Origin of the sequence: Allorhizobium sp. Av2 (assembly GCF_021462805.2) — a bacterium.
GTDB lineage: Bacteria > Pseudomonadota > Alphaproteobacteria > Rhizobiales > Rhizobiaceae > Allorhizobium > Allorhizobium vitis_G.
The window spans coordinates 98459-120709 of sequence record NZ_CP192699.1; the positions used below are offsets into that span (position 1 = coordinate 98459).

General features: G+C 57.8%; 19 protein-coding genes. 6 read left to right on the forward strand and 13 right to left on the reverse strand.

The window, feature by feature from the left end; genetic code table 11:
- Window positions 1-124: 124 nt before the first annotated feature.
- The gene (locus FS819_RS26165) at window positions 125-1027 is read left to right on the forward strand and encodes a LysR family transcriptional regulator (protein WP_156551308.1); all 903 of its coding nucleotides are present in this window, start codon (window positions 125-127) and stop codon (window positions 1025-1027) included.
- A 136-nt stretch (window positions 1028-1163) separates the two neighbouring features.
- Here FS819_RS26165 and trbI read toward each other — a convergent pair whose 3' ends face one another.
- The 12 genes from trbI to traI are packed head-to-tail and all read right to left on the reverse strand — an operon-like array spanning window position 1164 to window position 11478.
- Window positions 1164-2480, reverse strand: coding sequence for an IncP-type conjugal transfer protein TrbI (gene trbI, locus FS819_RS26170; protein WP_156551307.1), 1317 nt, complete (start codon window positions 2478-2480; stop codon window positions 1164-1166).
- 11 nt (window positions 2481-2491) lie between these two features.
- On the reverse strand, window positions 2492-2968 hold the full coding sequence (gene trbH / locus FS819_RS26175) for a conjugal transfer protein TrbH (protein ID WP_156551306.1): 477 nt from the start codon (window positions 2966-2968) through the stop codon (window positions 2492-2494).
- Window positions 2968-3819 (reverse strand): P-type conjugative transfer protein TrbG, encoded by an 852-nt coding sequence (trbG, locus tag FS819_RS26180; RefSeq protein WP_156551305.1) that lies wholly within the window; start codon window positions 3817-3819, stop codon window positions 2968-2970. Before trbG ends, trbH begins: the two co-directional genes overlap by 1 nt.
- A 16-nt stretch (window positions 3820-3835) precedes the next feature.
- Window positions 3836-4513, reverse strand: a complete 678-nt coding sequence (locus FS819_RS26185) for a conjugal transfer protein TrbF (RefSeq protein WP_156551304.1) — start codon at window positions 4511-4513, stop codon at window positions 3836-3838.
- Window positions 4514-4530: 17 nt separating this feature from the next.
- Window positions 4531-5718 carry a P-type conjugative transfer protein TrbL gene (gene trbL / locus FS819_RS26190; RefSeq protein ID WP_156551303.1) on the reverse strand — a complete coding sequence of 396 codons (1188 nt, stop codon included), beginning with the start codon at window positions 5716-5718 and terminating at the stop codon, window positions 4531-4533.
- Window positions 5712-5939 (reverse strand): entry exclusion protein TrbK, encoded by a 228-nt coding sequence (gene trbK / locus FS819_RS26195; RefSeq protein WP_234624971.1) that lies wholly within the window; start codon window positions 5937-5939, stop codon window positions 5712-5714. Before trbK ends, trbL begins: the two co-directional genes overlap by 7 nt.
- Entirely contained in the window at window positions 5936-6706 is a 771-nt protein-coding gene (gene trbJ, locus FS819_RS26200) for a P-type conjugative transfer protein TrbJ (protein WP_234624970.1), read from the reverse strand. The genes trbK and trbJ overlap by 4 nt, the downstream gene beginning before the upstream one ends.
- A gap of 10 nt (window positions 6707-6716) precedes the next feature.
- Complete coding sequence (locus tag FS819_RS26205; protein ID WP_156551300.1) at window positions 6717-9185, reverse strand: conjugal transfer protein TrbE; 2469 nt, start codon at window positions 9183-9185, stop codon at window positions 6717-6719.
- Between the two features lie 3 nt (window positions 9186-9188).
- Complete coding sequence (locus tag FS819_RS26210; protein WP_156551299.1) at window positions 9189-9488, reverse strand: conjugal transfer protein TrbD; 300 nt, start codon at window positions 9486-9488, stop codon at window positions 9189-9191.
- Complete coding sequence (trbC, locus tag FS819_RS26215) at window positions 9481-9885, reverse strand: conjugal transfer pilin TrbC (protein ID WP_156551298.1); 405 nt, start codon at window positions 9883-9885, stop codon at window positions 9481-9483. The genes FS819_RS26210 and trbC overlap by 8 nt, the downstream gene beginning before the upstream one ends.
- Window positions 9875-10846 carry a P-type conjugative transfer ATPase TrbB gene (gene trbB / locus FS819_RS26220; protein WP_234624969.1) on the reverse strand — a complete coding sequence of 324 codons (972 nt, stop codon included), beginning with the start codon at window positions 10844-10846 and terminating at the stop codon, window positions 9875-9877. The genes trbC and trbB overlap by 11 nt, the downstream gene beginning before the upstream one ends.
- Window positions 10843-11478, reverse strand: coding sequence for an acyl-homoserine-lactone synthase (gene traI / locus FS819_RS26225; protein ID WP_156551296.1), 636 nt, complete (start codon window positions 11476-11478; stop codon window positions 10843-10845). The genes trbB and traI overlap by 4 nt, the downstream gene beginning before the upstream one ends.
- A gap of 367 nt (window positions 11479-11845) precedes the next feature.
- Here traI and repA point away from each other — a divergent pair, with 367 nt between their 5' ends.
- The 5 genes from repA (at window position 11846) to FS819_RS26250 (ending at window position 16770) form a co-directional block, all read left to right on the forward strand.
- The gene (repA, locus tag FS819_RS26230; RefSeq protein ID WP_156551295.1) at window positions 11846-13033 is read left to right on the forward strand and encodes a plasmid partitioning protein RepA; all 1188 of its coding nucleotides are present in this window, start codon (window positions 11846-11848) and stop codon (window positions 13031-13033) included.
- 74 nt (window positions 13034-13107) lie between these two features.
- Complete coding sequence (gene repB, locus FS819_RS26235) at window positions 13108-14094, forward strand: plasmid partitioning protein RepB (RefSeq protein ID WP_156551294.1); 987 nt, start codon at window positions 13108-13110, stop codon at window positions 14092-14094.
- 153 nt (window positions 14095-14247) lie between these two features.
- Window positions 14248-15462 (forward strand): plasmid replication protein RepC, encoded by a 1215-nt coding sequence (gene repC / locus FS819_RS26240; protein WP_156551293.1) that lies wholly within the window; start codon window positions 14248-14250, stop codon window positions 15460-15462.
- Between the two features lie 231 nt (window positions 15463-15693).
- The gene (locus FS819_RS26245) at window positions 15694-15999 is read left to right on the forward strand and encodes a hypothetical protein (RefSeq protein WP_234624968.1); all 306 of its coding nucleotides are present in this window, start codon (window positions 15694-15696) and stop codon (window positions 15997-15999) included.
- A 126-nt stretch (window positions 16000-16125) separates the two neighbouring features.
- Window positions 16126-16770, forward strand: a complete 645-nt coding sequence (locus tag FS819_RS26250; protein ID WP_234624967.1) for a hypothetical protein — start codon at window positions 16126-16128, stop codon at window positions 16768-16770.
- 334 nt (window positions 16771-17104) lie between these two features.
- Here the strand turns inward: FS819_RS26250 and FS819_RS26255 are convergent, their stop codons facing one another.
- Window positions 17105-22018, reverse strand: a complete 4914-nt coding sequence (locus tag FS819_RS26255; protein WP_234624977.1) for a glycosyltransferase — start codon at window positions 22016-22018, stop codon at window positions 17105-17107.
- Between the last annotated feature and the right edge of the window lie 233 nt (window positions 22019-22251).

Here is a 22251-nt window from a genome sequence, read left to right on the forward strand (position 1 = left end):
ATGCCCGCCGAAGTGCATTCTTCGAGATTAGGACCCAGTTTTCTATTGTTACTAAAAGCTTGCCTTCCATATCGCAAGGGTAGTAATAAGCATGCGCCCATGCGCATATGTTATGGAGAGGACAATGATTCAATCGCGTCAGTTGGAAGCGTTCCGGGCTGTGATGCTGACGGGAGGTATGACGTCTGCAGCTGATCTTGTGAGGATCACACAGCCCGCTATTAGCCGGCTGATCAGGGATCTCGAAGACGAAATAGGGATCAGCCTGTTCGAGAGAACGGGCAACCGCTTACGCCCCACTCGTGAGGCCGGTATTCTGTTCAAAGAAGTGTCACGACACTTCAACGGGATTCAGCACATCGACAAAGTCGCGTCCGAATTGAGGAAATCTCACATGGGCTCGTTGAGGGTGGCCTGTTACACCGCCCCGGCCCTGAGTTTCATGTCTGGTGTCATTCAGTCATTCATCGCCGATCGACCCGATGTATCCGTCTACCTGGACACGGTCCCCTCGCAGACGGTCTTGGAGCTGGTCTCGCTACAACATTACGATCTTGGAATATCGATACTAGCCGGCGACTATCCCGGACTTACCGTCGAACCCGTCCCGTCGTTTCGCGCCGTCTGCCTACTGCCGCCAGGCCATCGTCTCGAAGAGAAGGGAACGGTTCATGCGACGGATCTTGAAGGAGAGTCGTTGATTTGCCTCTCTCCAGTGAGCCTGCTGCGCATGCAAACAGACGCGGCGCTTGATAGCTTCAATGTTCATTGCACCCGAAGAATAGAGAGTAGTTTGGCGCTGAACCTCTGTGATCTGGTGAGCAGGGGAATGGGGATTGGCATCGTCGACCCGTTCACTGCCGACTACTACAGTGCCAATCCGATTGTTCAGCGTTCCTTTGATCCAGTCGTCCCCTATCATTTCGCTATCGTTCTTCCGACCGACAGCCCGCCGCCTCGTTTGGTGAGCGAATTCCGGGCAGCGTTGCTCGACGCTTTGAAAGCCTTGCCCTATGAAACTATTTGATCGTCAGCTTTGCCGACATTGATCATTCATCTGGGGTCTTAGCCCGGCATCGTGGTCGAAAGCCTGCGAAGATCGCTGTGGCCGCTTACGGTGTTGCCAACCGGCAGCGAAGAGGATGCTCAGACGTCCGCATATCTCATCGATAAGCTCCAGGAAAGACGATGTCCTGATCGACAAGGACATTGAACTTGTAGCCAGGGCGAATTTCAAGCGTCGGCTGAACATCCATGTTCCGTTGGATGGTACGATCAGCGACCCGGCCGAACGTTTCTGCGAAATTCCGACGCGTCGCATCCGAGGCGGTGTCCTGGGTCGCGAGCGTCGAACTTTCCGGAACGGCCATGTCGATCCCTGTACCGATCAGGGCAATCAGCACCGCCGAGCCGAACGTTTTCAAATAATGGTTGTTCACCTTGTCGCTGAAACCACCATACCCTTGCGCATCCGTTCCTGACATGCCGCCCATCTGCAACGTCGAGCCGTTTGGGAAGATGATGTCGGTCCAGACAACAAGCACACGTTTCTGTCCGAATGACACTTTGCTGTCGTAGCGGCCGAAGAGTTTCGTTCCTTGCGGAATGAGCAGACGATGGCCTGTCGCACTGTCGTAAACGCTCTGGCTCACCTGGGCGGTGATCCGGCCGGGAAGGTCGGAATTGATACCGGTGATCAGAGTTGCAGGGATGACCGAGCCGCGCTTCAGTTCGAACGGCGATTGTTGGGGCACGACACGGTTCGGCAGGTAGCCAAGCTCTTTCAAGTCGGCATTGAAGAAGTCCTCCTTCGAGCCTTGCGCATTGGGATCAACGTTCTGGCCACCGAGCCCGGCGCGCAACGCGGCCGCATAGAGATCGGGACCACTTGCCGTGTTTGCCGACGTCGCGGCACTCGCTGCCGCGTCCGCACTCGCGTCATTCGTCACCGTACGCCCGTCCAGTTTGCCGCGATCGATGGCAAGCGGCGCATCATATGCAGCGTTGTTCGCCTGCAGGCGGGCCATACGCTGGCGCTGCTGCTCCCGCAAAACCTGTTCGTGTTGTTCTCGCAGAAGACGAGCCCGCCAGACGGCTTCCGCTTCGAGCTCTTGACCGCGCTGCTGCACCTCGCGCTGCCCCGGCTGCGGCGTGAAGGGATTGTTGGTCTTGTCTTCCGCCTGCTTTGTCTCGACCGGCGTCGGCTGGTAGGTGATCTGCTGCTGCGGCTCGCCTATAATACCATCGGTAACGCCGCGTTTGATCTGGTCGGCATAGGTCGACGCCGGGTTGCCCGAACTGGTCTCCGGGCCGCTGTCCTTGCCGAAATACAATCCGCGCGAGGCGAGCCCATAAAAGATGACGCCAAGAAACGTGACCGCCACGACGACAATGACGATGATCGGCAGACGGTTGATCCGCCGGATAGCGGCTGGGGCCAGGCTGTTTGAGGCGCCGCCGAGATTGAGAGATTGCACCATATGATCCTCCCTCACCCGCGCCGCATGAGCGACAAGGCGCTCGCTGGCGTCGCGCCACTTGCCGTGACGGAATAAGCGCGGCCGAGCTCGACGCTATTTGTCGATAGACGGGCCAGCACCTGACCATCGACGTTTAAGATCACATAGGCGAGCGGGATGACCGTCGCGCCGCTATCTGTCTTCTGGTCGGTGACGACGGCATAGCCCCATCCCTTCAGCGCCGCCTCCAGCGCCTGGCCGAAGGGCGAGGCATCAGTCTTCAGGATAACGGTCGCCTTTCCCGGCCCGATCTGTTCGGCAAGGCGGCTCACCATATCGCCGGCAATTGCGCTGGCGGCAGGACCGGAGATTTCCGGCGGCGCGGTGCTGGAAACGAGCCCTTCTGTTCCGGTCGACTGGCATCCGGAAAGAAGGGCGGCTATGGCGCAGGCTGCGGCAAAGTTGCGGAGGGGTTGCAAGGCGCGCGAATGGGAGAGGGGGATATTCATTACCGCCCTCCCCGCTTGATGGTGATCTTTTCCTGTTTCCAACCGACCCCCGACACGAGCACCGCGCGATCAACATGGTAATCGACGACCATCATGTCGCCTCTCATCCGGTAGTTGACGATCCGGTTCTGTCCGCCTGACGTGACAAACAGAACAGGCGCATCCTGACCGGAAATCGAGCGTGGAAACTGGATGTAGGTCTTGAGCCCATCGGAATAGACCCGCGTCGGTCGCCAGCCCGCGTTGCCCGAGACCGAATAGGAAAAGTTCAGCTGCTCGGCCGGGACGCCGGCACCCGGGATGGTCCTTGCTTCCAGCCGCGCATTGACGTCGGCGAGCTTCGCCGAAACATCCTCCGGATATTCAAAGCCGACACGTGCCATATACTGGCTCGGATGCGACTTGAGCTGGATGTGATAGGTGCGACGTGACGATGTCACCACCATCGAGGTCACGAGACCAGGCTCCGACGGTTTGACGATCAGGTGGATTGCCTGTCCGCCGGCAGCACCCGATGTCGCGGGCTCTACCTTCCAGCGCACCGTGTCACCGACCAACACGTCGCGGACGACTTCGCCGCCTTGCAATTCAATGTCGCAAACCTGCAGCGGCGAGCAGATAACGGAGGGCTGCACCTCGCCGTAGAGAAAGATCACCTTGCCGTCAGGGCCCTTGGTGACGAGACCGCGCGAGCCGCGCCACTGGGTGGAGATACCCATGCCCTTTGCTTCGTTGGCTGTGACGCCATCGGCAGCATATGCGTGCGGAGGAGCGACCACTGAATACGCCAACATTGCCGAGGCGAGCGCGCCCGTCAGGGTGGCCGTTGTTCTTGTGTGCGGGATGATCATGTTGGGGCCATGCCTTTCAAAGCTGTGCGGTCCAGTCGAAGTCGCGGAGATAGAGACCGATGGGGTTCAGGCGAATGACACCCTCGTCGTGCGGCGGCGTCAGGGTTACGGAGGCGATACCGCGGAAACGGCGAACGGCGGTTTCCTTGCCGCGCCGGTCGCGCTCGAATTCGGTCCAGTCCACCTGGTAGCTTTGGTTCGACAGCGCCACGATGTTGTTGACCTCAATGGCCACGGTCGAGTTCTTCGCTTTCTCAAACGGTGAGTTCGACCGAAACCAGGCATTGACCTTCTCGGTCGCCGGGTCGGATGTCCTCAGCAGCCCATAGGTTCTGTCGATATATTGCTTCTGCACGACAGCGTCCGGCGTGACGCTTCGAAAGTTGGACACGAAGCTGCCGAGGGTCGCGCGCACCACGCGCGGATCGGCATATTCGATCTGCTGCGGAAATCCGGCGTTGACTGATGTGCCGAGCTTGTCGACCTCGACGATATAGGGAACAAGTTTCACTTGAGTGCTCTGGTACAGCGCGTAGCCAAAACCGATCACCGCCATGGTCATGCCGGCTATGCCGACGATGCGCCATGCGGCGGCGGATCTGACATAGGATCCATAGCGCTCGTTCCACTCGTTGCGGGCGGCGATATAGGGATTGGCAGTATCGGGATTGTCGAGCGGATTGTGTCCGGCCATGGCTTATCGGCCTCCAGTTATTTGGTCTCGTTGAGTGGCGGTGGTGGAGGCGATGCGGTCCGACCCGACTGCTGGTCAAGTTTGGCATTGGCAAGCCCGAGCAGAGATCCGGCATAGGCGCCGGGTGACCCGACGGCCTTGTCTTTCGCGGCAGAACCGACCGCGCCGGCAGCCCCGCCGATGCCCGCTTCCATGCCGCGCATGGCGGCACCGCCAAGGGATGCTCCCCCTGCCCTCGCCGCGCCTGCTGCCTGGAAACCTCTGCTGGCTGCTGCTGTCGCCAAAAATCCGGCGCCTGCCGCAAAGGATGCAGCCTGTCCGCCATGGCGAATGGCTTCCATTCCCCCGGAGACGGAAGCACCCTGAACGACACCCTGCAGGATTGGCGGTACATACATGGCGATGACGAAGACTACGACTGATATGCCGGCGATCGCGAGCGTCGTGATGAACTGCTCCGAGGTTGCGGTCGGTGCCTCGGCCAGGCCGAGCAGGATGTCGGAGCCGATCTTGGCGATCATTACCAGCGCCATCAGTTTCATGCCGACGGAGAAGGCGTAGACCAGATATTTGATCGCGAAGTCCTTTGTGTAGGATGTGCCACCCAATCCGAGCATGATCATGCCGGCGAGCAAGCCGACATACATCTCCACCATCACCGAGACGAAGATGGCGGCAACGAGCGAGAAGCAGACGACGACCACGACCATGGCGAAAACGGCGGCGATCGCCAGGGAGTTGTCCTCGAAGAGGCCAAACTTCGCCTGTTCTGACATTTTGGTCGCAACACGAATACCGGCGTCGAAAATGTTGGCGGGCGAGGCCGACCCACCGCCGGCACCGATCTGGTAGAGACTGTCGACCACCGCCTTGGCAAAGGCCGGCCCCTCATTGAGAATGAAGGCGAACAGCCCGATGAACATGATGCGCTTGACGAGCTCGGCAAACCAGCTGTCGAGCGATGCGGCGTTAATTGCCAGCCATACAGCGGCGATGCCGACCTCGATGCCCGCCAGGATCCAGAATAACGAGCGGGCCGCATCCATGACCGTCGTCTCCCAGCCCTTGGCGGCGGCAACGACGGAGTTCTCCAGGGTCGTCAGCACTTGGCCCTGCTGCGCCAGAGCGGGCGTGCTCGCGATCAGGATGAGGCCGATCGCGATAAGGGCGGGCTCGATGCGCCGGGAGGGATAAACGATCACCATCTCGGCTTCATCTCCTGGCCGCCGCGAATGTCGCGAGTAGTGTCGCCGCCAAAGAACTTTTCACGGTGAGCACGGCGGTCGGCGTCGGATGGAGCCTCTGGCGATGCTTCTTCCGCTCCGGACATTGGAGTTGGTCCCGGCTGGACGATCCACCTGGCGATGCCGATACCGGACGCGATGATCCCCACGACAGCAAGGATGACGACAAGACGCGGGCTCACCAGCGCGGTTCCATCGTCTGCCCACCACGTATGTCGCGCTCGCTTCCGCTGAAGAATTGTTCACGGCGCGCCTGGGCGAGATCCTTCTGCGCCTGCTCCGACTGAAACCAGGTGCCCATCATCGTCATTTGCTGGGAAACCAGACCCCGAAGCTTCTGCATCTGCGCGACCTGCTGGGCTGCGATCTGATGCCCGACCTGCAGCGCCTTCATCTGCCCGTCGGCCGATTCCGACATGGAGCGCAGCGATGACATCGTGCTTTCCTCGCTCGAGAACTGGTCGGCAGTCAGGTTTGCGGCCTTCAGGGAACCGGCGATCGTGTCGCGGTTGGTGTCAGACCAGTTCTGATAGGTCGACGAGAAGCCTGCCCCGTCGGGCAGGTTGCTTTTCATCTCGGCAAAGCTTTGGAAACGCTGCTTGAGCACGTCGTCGATATTGCCCATTGAGAACGCGACCCCCTGCCCCTGCGCGACAACGTTTTGCAGGTTCTTGAGGTCGCTTTCGACCTGGCCCCAGACGTGGTCTGGCAATTTCGCGGTGTTCTGCAGCATGTTGTTGTAGATGTTGATCTGGTTCTGGATCTGCTCGGCAAGCTGCGAGATCTGGGTGATCTGGTTGTTGACCTGCTCAGTCGACTTGCCGACCAGCGAAATCAGTTCGGCATTGTTGGCGAGCTGTGTCCATTCGGTCGCCTCTCCCGTCACGCCGCCGGCCCGGGCCGGAAGTGGCAATGCAATCGCAAGCGCGGTCGCAACGACGACGACCATAGGTACGGTTTCAAGATGTCGGAAAAAATGTCTCGGCATGGGCGATCCCCCTTTGCTGGAGCCAAGGACAAGGCCACGCGGCCCCGTGTTCGGAGTGAAGGGTTCGAATGCGTTTCAGGTCTTCCTTACCGGTCGCCCCGACAAACGAGAGCGCGACCGGACCGAGCGACATGTTGAAGAGCCTTCGGCCCTCCGGTGAGACGACGTAATATTCGCGCTTTGGAATGGCGGTCGCGACGATCTCGATCTGCCGCTCATTAAAGCCGATGCGCTCATAGAACTCACGCGTGCCCGGTTCGCGTGCCGCGCCGTTCGGCAGGCAGATTTTTGTCGGGCAGGATTCCTTCAGCACATCGATGATGCCGGATCGCTCGGCGTCCGAGATGGATTGGGTCGCAAGCACCACGGCGCAATTGGCCTTGCGCAGCACCTTCAACCATTCCCGGATCTTGTCGCGAAACACTGGATGACCGAGCATCAGCCAGGCCTCGTCGAGGATGATCAGGCTGGGTGCGCCGGTCAGGCGTTTCTCGATACGCCGAAACAGGTAGGTGAGAACGGGAACGAGATTGCGCTCGCCCATGTTCATCAGTTCCTCGATCTCGAAGCACTGGAAAGCGCCAAGCGCCAGGCCGTCCTGCTCGGCGTCGAGCAACTGGCCCATTGGCCCGTCGACGGTGTAGTGATGCAGTGCGTCCTTGATCTCGCGCATCTGCACGCCGGAAACGAAGTCCGAAAGCGATCGGCCACGGGATTCCGCCATCAGTGCCAACTGCCTGGAGATGGCGTTGCGATAGTCCGGGGTGATGGCCACACCTTGCAGCGCCACCAGCATCTCGATCCACTCGGAGGCCCAGGCGCGGTCGCCGTCGGTCGACAGTTCGGCGAGCGGGCAAAAGGCAAGCGCCTTTACCTCACCACCAGCCGAGGGGCCGATATCGCCGCCGATCTGGTAGTGATCGCCGTCGATGCCCATCGTCAGTGGCATCATCGAGCCGCCCTTGTCGAAGGCGAACACCTGGGCATCCGCATAACGCCGGAACTGCGCGGCAATCAGCGCCACCAGCGTCGATTTTCCGGAGCCGGTCGGACCGAAGATCAGCGTATGCCCGACGTCATCGACATGCAGGTTCAGCCGGAACGGCGTCGATCCGGAGGCCACCTGCATCAGGGGCGGCGAGGCCGGCGGATAGAATGGGCAAGTTGCTACTGGACTGCCAGACCAGACGGAATTGAGCGGGATGAGGTCGGCAAGATTGCGGGTATTGATCAGCGGCTCGCGGATATTGGCGTAGGAAACTCCAGGCAGGCTGCCGAGAAAGGCATCCGTGGCGTTCAACGTCTCGATGCGTGCGCCAAAACCTTCGGCCTGAATCAGCCGGCGGATCGCCTCGCACTTTTCCTGGAGGCGGGTGGGGTCTTCTTCAAAGATGACGATGACCGGTGTGTAATAGCCATACGCGACGAGCTGCGAGGAGGCTTCGGCGATGGCGTCCTCGGTTTCTGCCACCATCAACATGGCATCCTGATCGACCGAGCGGCTCTGGGTTTGGAAAAGCTGATCGAAGAACGGCCGTACTTTCTGCTGCCACTTCTTCCGAGTGCGCTCGAGCCTTGCCCGTGCTTCCTCAGTATCGAGGAAGACGAAGCGGGACGACCAGCGATATGTGAGCGGCATCCGGTCGAGCGTATTGAGAATGCCAGGCCAGCTTTCAGCCGGCAGGCCGTCGATCGCCACCACACCGAGAAAACGGTTCTCGACCATTGGGGTCAAGCCATGCTGCAACTCGGCCGTCACTAGCCAGTCGAGATACATCGGGATGTCGGGCAGGCGAACCGGATGGTTCTCGCCGGTTACGCAGAAGCGAATGAACTGGAAGAGCTCGTCGTAGCGCGCGACGCGGAACCCGCCCCGTTCTGACGTCTCTCGCGTCATCATCCGGCGGATCGACACGACATTGGCGAGATACTGCTCGACCTCCCGGATCGAGGTCAGGAAACTTGTCAGTGCCTTGTCGGCGTAAGTGGCGGAGCGGCTTGCGGCATCCGAATAGATATAGCGCGTCAACCCGGAGCGCCGCGGCTCCGGAGGCCGCCAGGTCAGGATCAGCGCATGGCGGCTTTCGAAATGCCCCCTCTCCTTCTGAAAATGCGCCCGCCGCTCATTGTCGATGGCACGTGTGACAGGATCAGGAAAGTTCGAGTCCGCCTTGGTCGGGTAATCGCCGGCCGGCATCCTGATGGCCTCTACCTGGATCATCCATCCGGAGCCGAGCCGCGACAAGATGGCATTGATCTGTCGCGACACCTCGTTGCGCTCGGCGTCGGTCGAGCTCTCGCTATCCGGCCCGGCAAAATACCAGCCGGCCATCAGCGAGCCGTCCTTCAGCAGGATAACGCCATTATCGACGAGGCCGGCATAGGGCACGAGATCCGCAAACGATGGTCCGGAATGGCGGAATGATTTGAGCGCTACCATCTCTTAGAACTTGCGCCACGGCGACGACGTCGCGCGATACGACGTCTTGTAAGAGATGTGGCGGAGATAGACCCGCCGCATCAGCGGATCGGATTTGGCCATCATGCGCAGTGTTGCAACTGCAACCAGCCAGATCACGATGCCAAACAGGGCCGCGTACCAGGTCAGGACAACGAAGATCAGGATGATGGCGGCCAGCGCCGTCAGCAGCACGAGCTCGCGGTCGGCGCCCATCAACAGGTTCGGACGCGATAATGCCCTGTGCACACGCGAGCGCGCCAAAGAAGATCCGGCCTCAGCCATGAGCCCCCTCCCCCGCTGTGGCCGGCGTCGCCTTCGGTTCGGGAGTTCCCTGCTCGGCCTGTGCGTGGCCCTCGCCGATCGAGGCGCCGGTCGCGCCGAAGAGAGCAACGATCTGGGTGGCACCGAGGAGTACCCCACCCACCAGCGCCACATAGCAAAGCCGTCTCGCGAAATCATTCAGCTCGCCTCCGAAGATCAGCATGGCGCCGGCAATGGCGACAGCGGCCAGCGCGATAAACCCGGCGACAGGTCCGGTGATCGATTGCTGGATCTGTTGCAGCGGCGATTCCCAGGGAAGACCGCCTCCGCCCGAGGAAGCGAATGCGAAATCGCTAAAGCCGATAGAAATGGCGACAAGCGTCGCGCCGTTGAGAAGAATAGAGATTTTACGCGACATGGCTGTCCTCATCGATCTGGGCATAATGTTCGGTCTGGTAGCGGCCGTTGCGGTATCCTTCGATGTGGACCACCTCACGGACCCGCCTCCCCTTTCCCGTTCGTTCAATAGAGACGACGAGATCGACTGCCTCGCCGATCACCTCCTGCATCGGCTGCTGGCTGGCTTCTGCCGTCAGTTGCTCCAGCCGGCGCAAGGCTGACATCGCCGTGTTGGAATGGATCGTGGTGACGCCGCCGGGATGGCCGGTGTTCCAAGCCTTGAGCAGCGTCAGGGCCGCACCGTCGCGGACCTCACCGACAATGATGCGGTCGGGACGCAGGCGCATCGTGCTCTTAAGCAGGCGCGCCATGTCGATGGTATCGCTGGTATGTAGGGACACGGCGTTCTCGGCCGCGCATTGGATTTCAGCGGTGTCTTCGAGGATGACCATTCGATCGTCCGGGGACGCAGTCACGATTTCGGCGATGATAGCATTGGCGAGCGTCGTTTTGCCCGACCCCGTGCCACCGGAGATGACGATGTTCATCCGCGCATCGATCGCGCTTCGAATGGCGGACGCCTGTGCTTCCGTCATCACCTTCGACTTCACATACTCTGTCAGTGGAATGAGACGCGAGGCACGACGGCGAATGGTGAATGCCGGTCCGAATACCACCGGCGGCAATAGCCCCTCGAAGCGGTGTCCGCCGATCGGCAGTTCGCCAGAGATGATCGGACGTTCGTCGTCGGCCTCCGACTGCAAGGCGTGGGCGACACTGCCGATGACAACTTCGGCTGCGGCGGTGCTCATTGCGCCGGCAGGTGCCACGCCGTGCCCCAGCCGCTCGATGAACAGCCTGCCGTCCGGATTAAGCATGATCTCGACAACGGTGGCGTCGTCGAGGGCGATGCACAGTTGGTCGCCAAGCGCGTCCTGTAGTTTGCGGACGAGGCGGGGATGGGATCGGAGCTCGGTCACGCGGCGCTCCTGAGCAATGCCCCATCGATCTGCGGGGTCGAATGGTACCCCTGTGGGCAAACCCGCTCAAAGCTGCCACGGTCGGCCGGCAGGCTTCCGGCGATAGCGATGGTGTTACCAATCGTGGCCGGTTCACCGAGACGCTGCATCGGCCATCCCGCTCGCTTCAGGATGCGTTCGAAGCGGAGATCAGTGGCCGTGACGATCTCGCTGTAGCCACTCGCCATCGACCATTCGATGATACCGGCGAACAAGGTGAGCGTCGCAAGATGCAGTTGGCTTGCTCCCCTCTGTGAGACAGGTGAGGTATCGACGCAGAAGCGTGAACTCTCGACCATCCCAGAATGAGGGCGAAGCGAACCTGCATCGAGAAGCTGGGGGAAGGTCTGCTCCAGCATTGTGGGACCAGAAGCGGGAAGGAGGCGAACGCAACCTGCGACCTTTCCACCGTCGGCAATTGCCAGAAGATAAGTCGGTCTGCAATCATCGTACTGGTCACGCTCTTCTCCCGCGGTGATGGAGACGTCCCAGGCGAGACGTCCGCCAAATACCGTCGCGCGAAGACGGTGCATCTGTCTCAGGAAGTCGCGATGGCGCTCGTATTGGTCGGGTGCAACGGTCAATATCCGCATGATTATCTCCGCTTGAACTGGGTCATGCGGACAGAAATCATCTCCTTGAGCATGTGCCTATGTGCAGATCTGCACCTCAGGTGATTCTAGCGAGTCGCTGGTCTCGCACTTAGAAAGTGAGCGTATGGTGAGTTAAGGCGGAGGAGATTCATGTGCAAATCTGCATTTTGCGATGACTAGGCGAAACGGAGTAAATCTGACTAACTCACGGTAAATGATCGCAGATTCGCCTTGGGCGATGGAATCGGGAAATATCCGTTAACTCCTTGTTAACCTTAAATCCCTTGCCCAGAGATGGGAATCGGGCAATTGTCACGATAATTGGATCAGTTCCTTGAAATTATCGTGACTAGAGGCGAATAGCTGAATGAACGTGAAAATGGCCGCTTCGGAGAAAGTGTCGAGTTTCGCAGATATTATCCTCGCGCAGGGCGGAGATATATCCTCGAAACTCGACATGCTGCGGCGCGAGAAATTCCCGCCCAACGCACAGAAGTCGCTCCGCCAATTCTCATTAGCGGAAGTCGCGGACTTTGTCGGCGTCTCGCAGAGCTACCTCAAGAAGCTGCACCTCCAGGGAAAGGGAGTCGAGCCAAGCACCACCTCGACCGGCCGACGCTACTATACCGCAGATCAGGTGAACGAACTCCGCCAACTTCTTGATCGGGTTCCGCACCGGCAGGCTGATGAGAAACTGCAGGTGATTGCAGTCGTCAATTTTAAAGGCGGTTCGGGTAAGACCACGACCTCGGCTCATCTCGCACAGTTCTTGGCGCTGAAGGGCTACCGAGTTCTAGCTGTCGATCTCGATCCTCAAGCATCGTTGACTGCGCTTTATGGCATTCAGCCAGAGTTGGACGAAAAGAAGTCCTTCTACGAAGCGCTGCGCTACGACGACGGACGCAAGTCGATCAAGGACGTCATCCAGCCTACCAATTTTCCAAACCTCGATGTAGTGCCAGCCAATCTCGAACTACAAGAATATGAGTACGACACGCCAATTGCTATGCAGCGAAAAGATTCGACTGCCGGCAAGATGTTCTACACCCGTATCGGCGACGCGTTGGCAGAAGTCGACGATCGCTACGATGTAGTTGTTGTCGACTGCCCTCCCCAGCTTGGTTATCTGACGCTCACGGCGCTGACGGCAGCAACATCGGTCCTCATCACGGTGCACCCGCAGATGCTTGACATCATGTCGATGTCCCAGTTCCTGCTCATGTTGGGCGAGATCCTAAAAAGTGTCGAAGGCGTCGGCGTTGACGTTTCCCTTGATTGGTTCCGCTATCTGGTCACGCGGTACGAGCCAACCGATATACCGCAGCAACAAATGGTCGGTTTCATGCAATCCATGTTCGCCGAGCACATGATGAAAAATCATATGGTCAAGTCCACTGCCGTGTCCGACGCAGGTCTGACCAAGCAGAGCCTGTATGAGGTCGAGCGCGCTCAGTTCACGGCCGCGACATATGACCGAGCCCGTGAGTCGATGGACGCCGTCAACAATGAAGTTATCGAGCAACTTCAGAAGGCTTGGGGGCGCCGCAATGTATAACCCGTTGTCAGCCGTACAAACTGCAATTTTCCGCAGAGAAATCAGAAAGATGACCAAACCCGGAGTGTGGGTCCATGGCTCGTAAGGACATTTTCGCTAACATAACGTCTCCTGCAAACGCGGGTATAGAGCGCAAGGCAACGCCTGGATACGCCACCCATGGCGCTTCGAGGTCGATGATCAGCTCCTTGAGCGAGCTTCGAGACAAGGTTGAACAGGCTGCGCAACAGGTTCCAGGCGAGACTATCATCGAGCTCGATCCCGAGGTGTTGGATTCCTCTTTCGTCTCAGACCGGATGGGCATCGATGATGTCGCTTACGCCGAGCTCGTCGAAGCGATCCGGGAGAGGGGACAAGACACGCCGATACAGGTCCGCCCTCACCCGACGGCAGAAGGTCGCTATCAAATCGTTTTCGGGCATCGTCGCGCGCGCGCGGCCAAGGATCTCGGACGCCCGGTCCGCGCTGTTGTAAAAGCAATCTCAGACGCAGACCACGTCATCGCCCAGGGGCAGGAAAATTCGGCGCGAGAGAACCTGTCTTTCATAGAACGCGCAATGTTCGCGCAGCGATTGGTCGAATTGGCATACGACCGGGCGACGATCCAGGCCGCCCTCTCCGTAGATGCGCCGATGTTGACCCGGATGCTGTCGGTATCAGGTCGCGTACCAGCTGAAATCGCGAATGCGATTGGCGCGGCGAAGTCCGTTGGCCGTGATCGGTGGACTGAGTTTGCGCAGCAGATCGAAAAACCGACAACGCTTGAACTGGCGCGGATCCTAGTCGACGATCAAGCATTCCTTTCTCTCGAATCAGACGCTCGTTTCGAGTTTCTAGCTAGAGGCATCAAGAAGGCAACGAAGCCTTCGACGCGGCCAAGCAATGCGAGCGAATGGCGCGCAGATGATTCAAGTGTACGGGCAGAGTTTAAGGGAAGCGGGAAAAGCTACTCTATCGCACTGAAGGCGAACGACGCGGCAAGGTTTGGTCGGTTCATCGCCGAAAACCTCGGTCGTTTTCATCAGGAGTTTCTGAAATCAACTGAAACAGAAGGAAAATAGCGGCAAAAGAAAAAGGCCCCCAAACGTCGCCGTCGTGGAAGCCTTCCTCATGTCTAAGCAGCCTGAGAATCGCATTTCCATGAATCACAGTCAAGAGTCTTTGGCGCCAGTTTGGTGAGCGGATTTCCTTTGCCTTTAGAAAGGTGAGAGAAAATGCAAATAGGAAATGTGACGACGCCATTCGGGCGGCGGCCGATGACGCTTGCCTTGGTGAAAGGTCAGCTTGCCACGAGAAATATCAAGGCGGGTAAGTCCGTCGACAAGTGGAAAGTTTATCGCAGCGCATGCGAGGCAAGAACGACTCTTGGTCTGCGTGACCGTGCTCTTGCTGTCTTGAATGCCCTGTTGACGTTTTACCCAGAACAGGAGTTGAGCGAAGAGAGCAATCTTGTCGTCTTTCCATCGAACGCGCAGCTGGCGATCCGAGCGAACGGGATTGCAGGAACGACGCTACGCGAAAACCTTGCTATTCTTGTCGAGGCTGGGCTGATCCAGCGGAATGACAGTCCGAACGGCAAACGTTACGCTCGGAAAGGAAACGACGGTGCGATCGAAACCGCCTACGGTTTCAGTCTCGCACCACTCCTTGCCCGCGCAGAAGAACTCGCAATCATGGCTCACCAAGTCGCCGAGGAAAGCAGACGGCTGCGCGCCATTAAAGAGCGCATCACGATAACCCGCCGAGATATTCGGAAGCTCATCAGCGCGGCGGTGGAAGAAGGCGCCGCAGGAAATTGGCAAGCTGTCGAAGACGCTCTCGTGTCCGCGATTGCTAGTCTCAAAACGGCAAAGACAGCAGCGGCCCTCGAAGCTTGCCTCGACGAACTGACATTGTTAAGCGAGGAAGCTATCAACATGTTGGAAATCCAGCTTATTTCTACAGAATCCGACACCAATGATAGCGGAAACCGTCATCACATACAGAATTCAAATACCGAATCCTTAAATGAACTTGAACCTAGCTCTCGAAATGAGCAGGGCGAGACAACGGCGCCAAAACGGAGATCGGCTGCCGAACCGATAAAGGCTTTCCCGTTGGGTATGGTGCTGCGGGCTTGCCCGCAGATATCGGATTACGCGTCGGGCGGTGCAATTTCACATTGGCGGGATTTGATGACCGCGGCGGTGGTAGTGCGCACAATGCTCGGTGTTAGTCCATCGGCCTATCAGGAGGCCTGTGAAGCGATGGGACCCGAGAACGCCGCTGTCGCAATGGCCTGCGTCCTAGAGCGGGCCGGGCACATCAGTTCACCCGGGGGATACTTGCGTGACCTGACAAGGCGGACGGAGAGAGGCGAATTCTCGCTTGGGCCGATGCTGATGGCATTGCTTCGAACACAAGAACCAGAGGGGCGCAAGTCGGCTTGAAGCTTGCGCGGTTAGATCCACGTTAAAGCTGTAATGCGAGAGGTCTAGCCATGAAATCCAGTTGTCAGCCGTACAGATGGATGTTTTCATAAATGAATACAAGAAGATGACGCGTCGCCCCAAACGAGTGCCTATCGTAGGCGTCGCGACATTGAGGAGACGATTTGCAACTTTCTCGCGCGGATGAAAAGATGAGATCGCTACAGCTACTTATCTGATCCGGATGAAACCATGCCGCTTCTTTTTTGCAATATCGCCTGGATGAAGAACTATGCAGGCCGCGATGCCGATGACCCTCCGAAAGGTGGAGGTGGCTACGTCGTCTCTGAGGGAAGAGCCGGGGAGGAATTGAACTTTGTGGAAGCGGACGATGGCTATGTCTATGGCCACTTCGAAACAATAAAGGACGACGTCGATCGCGATGTCAAAATCGAAAGATTGGGGACGTCGGCCTCAGCCGAGTTCATCGATGGTGTCGATGTCGTCTGGACCGCTCCTGTCGATGGCAAGGATCCGCGTTGCGTAATCGGATGGTAGGAAAATGCGCGGGTCTATCGCAAACGCCAGCGGTTCGATGGTGTATATCCCTCCGGTCAGCATGAGCTTGACGAAATCTTGAGCTTCCGAGTGCGAGCGCGGGCCTGGGACGCGCACCTCATTCCCTTGAACAAGCGCGATGAAGGCCTTTACCTAGAGCGTGGAAAAGGCTGGAGCGGGCAGGCGAGCTGGTGGTATGCGGACGACACCGCCGACCCGGCAGCAAGGAACTTCGTAGAAAGAATCCATGCTATAATTGGCGGGAAAGTCTCGGCCTTTGATCGGCCACCTGCGCGCAGTCGCGTCAAGCATCGGGCCGGGCAGGCAGCGGCCGAGGGCTACACAAAGTATGTGAAGCGTCATGAGGTTGAAGTTAGCCCCCGGCACAACAAGCTCGAAAAGCTATTTAGAGACTATCTCCGACGGACACTCGGCGACCATAAGTTTCTTCCTACCTTCTGCGACGATATGCGATTTACAGATGGAAAAGGCCAGGACGTCATGGTCGAGGTCAAGCCGACAGAGGTATCGACAGTGCGGTTTGCCGTCCGCACGGCTATGGGTCAACTCCTCGACTATCGTCAACAACAACGGTGGGAAGGGAAGCAGTTGATAGTCGTGGAAACTGAAGTTTCCAAGGCCGAAGATAGGGCGTTGGCTCTCGAAAATGGGTTCGGCCTTGCATGGCCGATGGAGAAGGGCGATTTCAAGATCCTCTGGCCAGAAAATCAAAGTTTAGCTCGGCCATCGAGGAAGAAAAAGTTGATTTGATGGCAGGTGTGCTGACGACGGCACGCTGATTCAAATGACGGTTTTCGGATTCCCGTCAGTACGACAGGCTTGGCAGGTAATATCGCTTCTGGTTAGGTTTGAGAAAACCGCTTCATAGTATTCTCTGCCACAGTTCTCGCCACCTTGAAACGATATCTGACTTGTTACCAGCGCCGACAAAGCCGTCACCGACTAACTCTGAACCATGTTTGGATGCCATGGCCGTGCAAAAAATCGTTCCTTTCTCGACTGTCCTCGGCAAGTTGGAAATCATCATTGATCAAAGAGCCAGACTCGCATGTTCACAGTTGGCAGCGGGGGAATGACATGACTGTCAAAGTGCGGAGAACTCGCTCGAAAGCCTTCGTGCTGCATGCTCCCATGTCAGCCGAAGTCTCAAGGCCTTCCGTAAGTCTGCTGCACGCTGGAAAGCCTCCTCGCGATTGAACAAGGCGGCGTCAACCTTCTCAGCCCAGGCATTTCTTGTTTCCTCTTCGGAAAGATGAACTGGCGCGATACAGGATTCTACCAGCTCTCGCGATAGCCCATCGTTCGTGACGGCTCCACGCAGATAGTCGGCCAAGCCACTTGAGCTCGAGATAACAACGGGAACGCCCGCAGCGATTGCTTCCAGCCCGGTAAGGCCAAAACCCTCTGCCACGGAGGGCATCAAGATCAGCGCGGCTTTCAAATAGCCATTTGTGAGTTTCAGAGGATCTGTCGTGAACGAGCGGGGTTGCACAAACTGGGCGTAATCTGAAAGCTCCCCGATGCGGGCAAACTCGGCATTCGCATCTTCCGAAAAACCACGCATGATCAGGACTGGGAGGCCGTGCACCGTCCACTCGCGCCCGTTGCCCACGATTTTAATGACATTGCATGCCAACATGCCGCCTTTTGCGACCGCATCTTCCATGCGCGCTGACATGATGCACATGTTAAGATGCAACTTCGCATGATCTGGATTGAGCGTCAGAAGATCAGGGTTCAGGCCAGGTACTAAAACACAAACCGGCGGAGGGTCTATTGCTTCCGCCAGAAAGCTTTTCTGGATCCGCGGGCCAATGGCAACCACTAGATTTGCCGCGCCAGCGAGGTCCAGTTGGTTCTGCAATTTTGTCTCGCCCCCGAGAACATTGCGAGGTCGATCAGCTCTGGGGCTTTTCAAGCCTTCATTCTCTTGCGGGATCGTGTGTAGGAAGTGCACGTACTTAGCGTGAAAACGCGTCGCAAGAGCTTTGGCAAAACGACCCGTAATGTGATCATGTCCGAGGACAAGCTCTGGCAGGCCGCCAATATCTGCGGCTTGGCAAAGCAATAGTCGGTCGATGCCGGCGATACCAACAGATTCGGGACACGCGACCAGGTTCACCTTTACACCGGTCGCATCATTTATTTCAGCTTCTGTGGCATCTGGAACCAGGCAGATAACCGTGTGACCTAAGGCTGCCAAAGCTCTGCAAAGTTCTCGATTGAGAGTTGAGATGCCTCCGTGGAGGGACATCCACTCAGACGCCACCGCTAAGATGGTTTTGCGCTCCGCTTCAGGAAGCGCTCCCGCCTCTCGGACCTTCGGAGCGGGAACATCGATCTCGATCTGACCGTCTGCCAAGGCGTCAAGGTGGGATTTTCTTCCGCGATCAGCCTGCAATTCTTCTGGCGCTGATTGAAGCCCCATAGTGGAGATGCGTGCAAGGACATCCGCTGGATCGTCCCGTCGAACATGGTTTGCGCGGACATTCCGACGCGCTTCCTCAATTGACCATTGCAGAGCCTCATGCCCATCGGGAACGGCGTGTTTAACTCGGTGCAGTTGTTCAAGCGACACGTTCGTGCCACGCCCTACGAGCCTGCTAAGCAGAATACTGCGTAGCTGTTCGACAAAATCTGGCGACCGCAGAAGCCGCCCTCCAGCCTCCTGGGAAGGGCGCTCTGGTAACAGAGAAACTAGGTCGATATATCCTTGGGCGAGGTCGTACTCAGACAAAACATCGAGCTTCTGACCTTGATTGAACGCCACTTGTTCTGCAAATTGTGCCCAGATCGCCCTTGCAAGTTCTTCGTCTTTACCTCGCAGCTCAAGGAGCTTCAGCCAAATTTCTTGTGGGTCGCGGCGCAATAGTTCGACCGTGGCCTCCGCGATCAACGCAGTTTGCGAGGGCTCCGGTGGTGTGTCACTTCCTGCCTTTTCCAATGCCGCGATGACGCTCGCTACCGCCTGACCGTCACCGTTTCGGACGAGAAAACCCAGTATTGACGGCGTCTCCTCGTGGCGCGTGAGGTCTTGCGATTGGTCGAGGTCCCGGAGGAAGCTTGCCAAACGCGAATCAAGTGCCCACTCCAACAGATCGAGCACACGAGAAGAAAGACCCTTTGAACCACTGCCAGTTGCAATTTGCTGGACTGCAAGCATGACCGCAGCCGGAGCTTTCCGATAAGCCTCCCGGACGAGATGGCGCTGCGCATCATCTTGGTTGAAATCATTTCCAAGGAACCCGACCGCAGCTGGAGACCAAGTGGCCCAGGTCTCGTCACTCAATGCAGCAAACGTGTCAGGAGCATTCTCCCAAAGTAACCGCAGGGCGCGCAAGCCAGCATTGGCCGGTCGATGGCTGGTGTTGGTGCCGAGCCAACTTGTCTCAGCAAGAGGTGACTTCACGAGATAGTCTGATGCGGTCCGTATAATCCTTGCCTGCTGGCTCGCTTCAAGTGCGCCCCAGCCGGGCGTCTGGGTAAGATCCGACATGAACTCAAAGTGGGGATCGAAGCTGCCTGTCGGTTCCTGGAAAAGCTGGAGGTTGAGCTGCCACCAAAGTTGTGCGTCACCTGCTTCGATCCGGTTGAGCAGCTTTTCGATACCGTCCCTCCAGGCGGACGATTTCAGCTTTTCGGATGCTCGGAGCCCCTCAGCATCGCGTTCCCTTTGGAATTTTTGGCGCATGTAGTCAGACGCCGGAGAATCTAAAGTGACTGAGTAATGCGCAGAGAGGGTTTGTTGCAATGGTGGGATATTTAAGGCGGCATTCCACACCTCTTCCATCGTATCGATCGGCAATTGCAGACTCAGCTCAACGATGATGCGAGACAGCGCGAGTTGAAGGGAATCATCGCGAGTACCAGTAATCTTCGCCAAGTATTCGCTGAGATCGTTCGGTACAAGTAGATCTGGGAGGGTTTGAAATATGAGGATGACGCTACGGAGTGCATCTTGGCTTCGCTGAAGAATTTTGTCCACGAGCGTCGCACGCGCCAGCGGAGCGTTCGGCCAATGCGAAGTGCGGTCTCCTCTCTCAATTGTAAAGCGTGCCACATTGCGATCTGCGGCAACGATGAATGCGGCCATCGCATCTGCAACTTGGGGCGCTGCGACCTGGCCCGCAGATGCCCAAAACAGTCGTGTTCCAACGGTTTCAAGATAATTCTGTCCGTCGCCATCGGCGTCCAGCCTCAGATTTAACCACTCTATCGTTTCAAGGGCCTGCTCCGCTGTCATCTCTGGCGCTTCGAAACGGGATAGAAACATCTGGTATGGGCCGATCAGATTGCTTCGCTTAGGAGCCGTCAGCGCGAGGAGCAATTGCCGGAAGGAAAGGCTGCCGGGCCAAGACGCTTGCAGGACAGTGCCACGTAGGCGATCGTCGGTGTCGCTCGTGAGATCAGAAAAAAGGATCGGAGCCAGAAGTTCGTCAGACTTGGTACCAATGAGCTTTCGAACGGAGCGCGCCGCGATAGTCCGCAAGATGCCATCAACGCGCGGCGCGGTAGCCACATCCAGAATAACACCGGAGAGCGAGGTTTTTCCGGCTTCCGCCGCCAAATCAATCGCTGCCCTGCGTTGAAAAGGTGGGGTGTCGTCTCTCGTAATCAGTGGGAGAAGCTGCTCCTCCAGTCCGTCGTGATCGAGCCGGCCAAGGAGCGGCAGTATCTCGTTATACCGGTCTAGGAGCTCCCCGTTGGCTAACCGATCGAGCAATGCCTCCGTCAAGCGTGCGCGGTCGGCGGGTTCAAGCGCCAATGCCTGAGACTGAAGCAACACATCTGGCTGTCGGTCGATCAGCTCGCTGAAGACGCCTGGAACCATCACAGCGGTCCATCCAGCCACTTCGGTGAGGTGCAGCGCAACACCACCTGGCCCTCCAATCTCCGGCACGATCAGGAGCGACAGGATTTCTTCTGCTGACAGCCGGTGGTCTGCAAGGTAGCGAGCTGTTAGGAAGTCGCTGAAAATTCGATGCGACCACTGGAAAGTTTTAGGCGCGACTTCGACGAAAAGCGGAGATTTCAAGCAAAGCGAGAACTGTGCCGGTGTTGCGGTGACCAAACCTCCGTTAGTCGGTTCGATGCCGCCCGCAATACTTGAAACAGACAACGTTTCAGTGTCGGTCGAGCCTACCGCCGTCGTCAACCGACGTATATCGGAGAATGTGCAGGCGGCCGCTAGCCGACCGGCCATCGCCAATTGAACGTCGACGGATGATCCATCGACCGAACCGAGGGCCGCAAGAATTGCGGTGCAGATCAGATCAGCTTGTCGTGTGGGGAAAGTGCCGCCTTTCCTATATTGGTCCAACAGGATTGCCAGCAGTAACGGCCGACCTGCGACCGCACGCATTTTTTCGTTCGACAAGTGAGCCGTCAGGATGGCCCGGTTCTCTGCTGACAACTCAAAGCTATTGATCGCCGAGAGAATCTGACTGTCCGCCAGAGGCAATAGCGAAAGGCGTTTGTGAGCATCTGGCGGCCATCGGTCTTTGACCATTTGATCAAGTTGGTCGGTCCACGCTGAGGTGCGGCAGGTAAAGGCAATCTTGAGGCGGCCGCGTTTGCCGAGTGCGAAGAGCCGATCAAGAAAGCCCTCCAGCAGGCGCTTCGGATCCAGCCCCCCGGCCAATTCGTCCACACCGTCGATTAAGATGTGCCATTCCCGGTGTTCATCCGTCCAGCCCAGGCAATGGTCGGAAACCAGCAAGGCATCAAGGACCCCGGCAAAGTCTGGATCACGGACTGAAACAAGATCGACTTGCTCGCCTCTGTCACGCAGCGATTGAGCGAGCGAAGCTAACTCCGAAGTTTTTCCCATTCCCGGTTCGCTCAAAAGCACCAGGCACGGTGTATCGGCAATATCAAGCAGTGCTACAGGAGCGGATTGTTGCCCCGCGTCTTCCGGGCCAGAGCTCGTGATGACCTCGTATCGTAAGACCAACGGCATCCATTCGCGGTTCCAGCTGAACCCGCTATTTATCCCCACATTTGCCAATCTCTATCACCTCATGGACGCAGTACACCCATACTACCCATCTCAGCCTTGGGTTCAACGCATCCTTCTGTTATATTTGATTAATCGGGATGGCTGCTCTCCCAATTATGACCCCTGTTGGGTCGAAACGAGGGCGAGTATCAACTCCACCAGCATACGTCTCAAAACATCCGGAGCGTTGACGTTCCCATCAGGACGCAAGATCGATCAGCCATCGACTAGTG

Excerpts from the sequence above, each read along its gene's own strand:
- FS819_RS26165 (WP_156551308.1), top strand. The coding sequence starts at position 125 with ATGATTCAATCGCGTCAGTTGGAAGCGTTCCGGGCTGTGATGCTGACG.
- trbI (WP_156551307.1), bottom strand. The coding sequence starts at position 2,480 with ATGGTGCAATCTCTCAATCTCGGCGGCGCCTCAAACAGCCTGGCCCCA.
- trbH (WP_156551306.1), bottom strand. The coding sequence starts at position 2,968 with ATGAATATCCCCCTCTCCCATTCGCGCGCCTTGCAACCCCTCCGCAAC.
- trbG (WP_156551305.1), bottom strand. The coding sequence starts at position 3,819 with ATGATCATCCCGCACACAAGAACAACGGCCACCCTGACGGGCGCGCTC.
- FS819_RS26185 (WP_156551304.1), bottom strand. The coding sequence starts at position 4,513 with ATGGCCGGACACAATCCGCTCGACAATCCCGATACTGCCAATCCCTAT.
- trbL (WP_156551303.1), bottom strand. The coding sequence starts at position 5,718 with ATGGTGATCGTTTATCCCTCCCGGCGCATCGAGCCCGCCCTTATCGCG.
- trbJ (WP_234624970.1), bottom strand. The coding sequence starts at position 6,706 with ATGGTCGTCGTCGTTGCGACCGCGCTTGCGATTGCATTGCCACTTCCG.
- FS819_RS26205 (WP_156551300.1), bottom strand. The coding sequence starts at position 9,185 with ATGGTAGCGCTCAAATCATTCCGCCATTCCGGACCATCGTTTGCGGAT.
- FS819_RS26210 (WP_156551299.1), bottom strand. The coding sequence starts at position 9,488 with ATGGCTGAGGCCGGATCTTCTTTGGCGCGCTCGCGTGTGCACAGGGCA.
- trbC (WP_156551298.1), bottom strand. The coding sequence starts at position 9,885 with ATGTCGCGTAAAATCTCTATTCTTCTCAACGGCGCGACGCTTGTCGCC.
- traI (WP_156551296.1), bottom strand. The coding sequence starts at position 11,478 with ATGCGGATATTGACCGTTGCACCCGACCAATACGAGCGCCATCGCGAC.
- repA (WP_156551295.1), top strand. The coding sequence starts at position 11,846 with ATGAACGTGAAAATGGCCGCTTCGGAGAAAGTGTCGAGTTTCGCAGAT.
- repB (WP_156551294.1), top strand. The coding sequence starts at position 13,108 with ATGGCTCGTAAGGACATTTTCGCTAACATAACGTCTCCTGCAAACGCG.
- repC (WP_156551293.1), top strand. The coding sequence starts at position 14,248 with ATGCAAATAGGAAATGTGACGACGCCATTCGGGCGGCGGCCGATGACG.
- FS819_RS26245 (WP_234624968.1), top strand. The coding sequence starts at position 15,694 with ATGCCGCTTCTTTTTTGCAATATCGCCTGGATGAAGAACTATGCAGGC.